The following is a 4,378-nucleotide window of genomic DNA, read 5'->3' as shown; positions in this document are numbered from 1 at the left end:
CTGGCTGGGCGCCGGCTTTGCCTTTCTTGCCGTGGTCATAAACATCCCGCTGAACTATGCGCTGATCTGGGGGATCGGCCCGCTGCCAGAGCTGGGGCTGACCGGGGCGGGCATCGCGTCCTTTGCGGCCGAGGCACTGGCGCTGGTCGCCGCCTGGGCGTTCTGGCAGCGCGCAAGGTCCATGCGGCGGCTGCGGTTGCGCAAAGGGATCAGCGGGGCCGAGATCGCTTCGGTCGCGCGCGAAGGCGCGCCGCTGGGGCTGATGTATATCGCCGAGACGGGGGCAATGGCTATCGCAACGCTTATGATCGGGACGTTCGGGGCGGTGGCACTGGCGGGGAACCAGGTGGCGATGTCGGTGGGAGGCCTTCTTTACATGGTGCCCCTTGGGATCGCGGGCGCGGTTGCGATCCGGGTGGCGCAGGAGAGGGGGGCAGGCAAACTGCAGGCGCTCCGCCCGATCACCTGGGCTGCCTTGTCGCTGGGCACAGTCTGGCTTGCCGGGGCGGCGCTGGCGCTTGGGCTTTACGGGCGCACGGTCGCGGGCTGGATCACGACCGACCCGCAGGTGATCACGGTCGCCGCCGCCATCTTCTTCGTCTTCGCCTTCGCCCAAGTCATGGATGGTGTGCAATCCACGATGACCGGGGCGTTGCGCGGGCTGTCGGACACGGGCTTTCCCGCCGTCGTCTCGTTCGTTGCCTACTGGGTGCTGGGCCTGCCGCTTGGCTGGGTGCTGGCCCATCCGGCGGGCATGGGCCCCGCAGGCATCTGGGCGGGGTTCGTGATAGCGCTGGGGCTGGCCGGGATTGTGCTGGTCTGGCGCTTCCTTCGGCAAACGGGACCGGCTAGGGTCTCGGCAAGCTTGGAGGAGCCCCATGAAACGATCCCGCATCAATGACATCATGCGCGCGGCAGACGACCTGATCCGCCATCACGGATTTGTCCTGCCGCCCTTCGCCTACTGGACGCCCGAGGCCTTCAAGGCCCGTACCGACGCCCGCGCGCTTGTCGAGGCGCGCTGCGGTTGGGACATCACCGACTATGGGCAGGGCAGGTTCGACGAGATGGGCCTGTTCCTTTTCACTTTGCGCAATGGTCGGCTCGCTGATCTCCAGCGCGGCGGGGGCATGTGCTATGCCGAGAAGCTGCTGATCAGCCGCCAAGATCAGCTGTCACCGATGCACACTCATGTCATCAAGGCCGAGGACATCATCAACCGCGGTGGTGCCACGCTGGTGGTGGAGCTTTACGGTTCGGACGACAAGGGCGGCTTTGCGGGCGACCGGGGCGGGATGGTCCGCTGCGACGGGATCGAGCGGCGCTATGGGCCGGGCGAGAAGCTGAAGCTGGCTCCGGGGGAAAGCGTGACGCTGATGCCCGGCGACTGGCATGCCTTCTGGGGCGAGGGCGGTGACGTGCTGATCGGCGAGGTGTCGACGGTGAACGATGACCTGACCGACAACATCTTCCGTGAACCGATCGGCCGCTTTGCCGAGGTCGATGAGGACGAGCCGCCGCTGCACCTTCTGGTCAGCGACTACGACAGGTGGCTCTAGTACCGAGCCACCCGTGCAATCATCAGGATTCCTTGCCGGGCGGGCAGGCTCCGTTGACCAGCGCTACGGCGCAGGTCGGCGAAAACGCCGGCTTAGGATCGCTGGCCGGTGCGGGCGCTGCGGGCGTCGCAGCTGGAGCTGCTACTGCCGGGGTGGTCGTGCCCGTCGCAATTGAAGGCGGTGGCAGTACGGTCAGCGCCGGGACGACGGGTTCCGAAGTCACGGCCGGTTTCGAAGCTGCAACTTTCGGCTTCGCGGAAGCAGCCTTTTTCGGCGCGGGCGGCGTCGGAATGTAGAGGCCCTTCGGCATCTCGCCTGAAGCTGTAAGGACGATGACCTTCTCGCCACCCTGTATCCGGCCGTAGAGATCGATCACATCCTGGTTGATCATGCGGATGCAACCGGACGAGGCGTTTCGGCCGATCGACTGCCATTCCGGCGTTCCGTGGATGCGGTAGCCATAGTCGCGCCCGCCCGAGGTCAGATAAAGCGCCCGCGCACCAAGAGGGTTGGTCGGGCCGCCCGGCTGGCCTACCTCGTCATACTGTGCCAACTCAGGTTTGCGAGCGATCATTTCTTTCGGGGGGATCCACCTGGGCCACTGCTTCTTCTCGGAGATGATGGCTTCTCCGGACCATTCAAACCCGGCCTTGCCGACCGAAATGCCGTAGCGGATCGCCTTGTTCTTGCCGAGCACGTAGTAGAGAAGCCGGGTCTTCGGGTTGATGATGATCGTGCCCGGCGGTTGATCGGATTCGTAGGCCACGACCTGGCGGCGGTGGCTTTCGGGAATCTCTTCAACGGGTAGGGCAGGGATCGTGATCCCGGCGTCCATCGAGGCGACGTAGACATTCTCGTCGGCCTTCGGCAGCCCCGGCTGGCTTGACGCGGTGGGACCTGTCGTCGTCTCGACGCAGCCAGCCAGCAGAAGCATGGCCAGGGCGGCTGGAAAAACAGCTGCGCGAGACAGGAAATGGCGTGACGGCTTCAGCATCAAATGACCCACATCTTTCAGGTCCTGCAAGCAGGATGCCGCAGGCCGGTTGATCTCACGCTAGCCGAGGGTTGAGCAGGCGTCAAACCGTGCAGGGAATGGAATGCGATCACGGCACCGTGAAATGGTGGATTTTCATGGCATTGTGGCCGCTGCGCCGCAGCTTTGGCTCCCGTAAGGTTGAAATCACAGCACCGTTCGCACCGCCCAAAGCTCGGGGAAGAGCTGCACCTCAAGCATCCGGCGGAGATAGGCGGTCCCCGAGGTGCCGCCGGTGCCCCGTTTCACGCCGATCACCCGCTCGACCGTGGTGAGATGGTTGAAGCGCCAGCGGCGGAAATAGTCTTCAAGGTCCACCAGCTTTTCGGCGAGTTCATAGGCCTGCCACTGCGTGATGGGATCGCGGTAGACCTGCTCCCAGACAGCCTGAACGCCGGGATGTTCGGACCAGGGCTGGCGGAGGTCGCGGGTCAGCACGTCCTGTGGCACCGGAAATCCACGGCGGGCGAGATGGCGGAGCGCCTCGTCGTAAAGCGTGGGCCGGGCAAGCTCGGCCTCAAGCCTTTCGGTCAGGTCGGGCCGGTGGGCGTGGGGCTTCAGCATCGCGAGGTTGCGGTTGCCGACGGCGTATTCGATCAGCCGGTATTGCCAGGACTGAAAGCCTGACGACTGCCCAAGGCTTTCGCGGAAGGTCGTGTAGTCCGAGGGCGTCATCGTGCGAAGGACATCCCAGGCGTTATTCAGCTGCTCGAAGATCCGCGCGACGCGGGCGAGCATCTTGAACGCCTCTTGCACGGCATCGCCAGCGATCTTGCGGCGCGCGGCGTCAAGCTCATGGAGCGCAAGACGCATCCAGAGCTCGGAGGTCTGGTGCTGGATGATGAACAGCATCTCGTCATGGGCATCCGACAAGGGGTGCTGCGCGTGAAGGATCTGATCGGTGCGAAGGTAGTCGCCGTAGGACATCCGGCCGTCAAAGGCCATCTGGGCGCCGTCGTCGGCGGGGTTGTAGGGGCAGGTTGCCATGTCTCTCTCCAATGAAAACCGAAGGTTCAGGGAAAGAGGCGGGCCTTCCGGTCGAGTATGCAAAGATTGCCCATCCGCCGCCAGAGCGCGACCCAGCCAGAGGGGCGGCAAACGGGGGGCAGTGAAACGCGCTGGGTCAGGGCGAGGCCTCCTGCGGATTGCGGGCCGGAGTTCGGAAGCGGTCTTCCCGATGTTGCGCCAGCTGGCGCCATCCGGTCAACAGCCCGAAAGGCCAAGGCCTTCGCAGGTGGCGGGTGAGAAGACCCGCGTCGCGTCGTCCTCGGCAATGCCGAAGGTGCCCGACCAGACCCAGACCGCCCAGCCGATCCCAAGCTCTTCCGCCGCCCGGCGCTTGTCCAAGAGAAAGGCTTCCCGGCCGAGGCCCTGGAACCGGCGGCCCTGCGCATCTTCGCGCATGGTGCCGAATTCGCCAAGGATCAGCCGGTTGCGGGGGATCCCATGGCGGTCGGCCCAGGCTGCGGCGTTCTTCGGTTCCCTGGCCACGATCTCGACACCCTGGGCGCGATAGGTGCGCATCGCTTCGGTCAGGGCGGCTTCGTCAAAGGCTGACCCGGCCTCGGTGGCCCGTGCCGTTGCTTCGGCCACAAGCTTGGCCGCCAGGGCATCATCGATACGGTCGGGCGGGTAGGGGACATCGGCGAAGAAGGCATTCGGGCCGTCTGTCCAGGTGGCGGCCTGATGGGTGAAGAGGTACGGATCGTAGCTGTGAAAGCTCCAGATCACGTTGTCATCGCCGATGAGCGCAGGGTCGATCTGTTCCAGCCCGTCCGTACCGCCC

The 4,378-nt window shown here is 65.1% G+C and carries 5 protein-coding genes; 2 read left to right on the top strand and 3 right to left on the bottom strand.

Annotation, left to right across the window (positions count from 1 at the left end; translation table 11 throughout):
- Together ACRCSW_RS21690 and ACRCSW_RS21685 are read left to right on the top strand one after the other, a co-directional pair.
- The coding region (locus tag ACRCSW_RS21690; RefSeq protein WP_438707733.1) for an MATE family efflux transporter at positions 1-901 on the top strand (901 nt) is incomplete at its 5' end.
- Entirely contained in the window at positions 879-1,559 is a 681-nt protein-coding gene (locus ACRCSW_RS21685; RefSeq protein ID WP_438707732.1) for a D-lyxose/D-mannose family sugar isomerase, read from the top strand. The genes ACRCSW_RS21690 and ACRCSW_RS21685, both read left to right, overlap by 23 nt.
- 22 nt (positions 1,560-1,581) lie before the next feature.
- On the opposite strand, the gene ACRCSW_RS21680 is transcribed toward ACRCSW_RS21685, so the two are convergent.
- The 3 genes from ACRCSW_RS21680 to ACRCSW_RS21670 form a co-directional block, all read right to left on the bottom strand.
- Complete coding sequence (locus tag ACRCSW_RS21680; protein WP_438707731.1) at positions 1,582-2,553, bottom strand: L,D-transpeptidase; 972 nt, start codon at positions 2,551-2,553, stop codon at positions 1,582-1,584.
- 186 nt (positions 2,554-2,739) lie between these two features.
- Positions 2,740-3,579, bottom strand: a complete 840-nt coding sequence (gene kynA / locus ACRCSW_RS21675) for a tryptophan 2,3-dioxygenase (RefSeq protein ID WP_438707730.1) — start codon at positions 3,577-3,579, stop codon at positions 2,740-2,742.
- Positions 3,580-3,795: 216 nt separating this feature from the next.
- On the bottom strand, positions 3,796-4,378 hold a 583-nt coding region (locus ACRCSW_RS21670; protein WP_438707729.1), incomplete at its 5' end, for a cellulase family glycosylhydrolase.

It is taken from the genome of Tabrizicola sp., from assembly GCF_051645465.1.
GTDB lineage: Bacteria > Pseudomonadota > Alphaproteobacteria > Rhodobacterales > Rhodobacteraceae > Tabrizicola.
The sequence above is the reverse complement of the archived record's forward strand: the minus strand, read 5'-3'. Positions and strand labels throughout refer to the sequence as shown.

Bases quoted from the DNA above. Each gene is read 5' to 3' on its own strand.
- ACRCSW_RS21680 (WP_438707731.1), bottom strand. From the start codon at position 2,553: ATGCTGAAGCCGTCACGCCATTTCCTGTCTCGCGCAGCTGTTTTTCCA.
- ACRCSW_RS21685 (WP_438707732.1), top strand. From the start codon at position 879: ATGAAACGATCCCGCATCAATGACATCATGCGCGCGGCAGACGACCTG.
- kynA (WP_438707730.1), bottom strand. From the start codon at position 3,579: ATGGCAACCTGCCCCTACAACCCCGCCGACGACGGCGCCCAGATGGCC.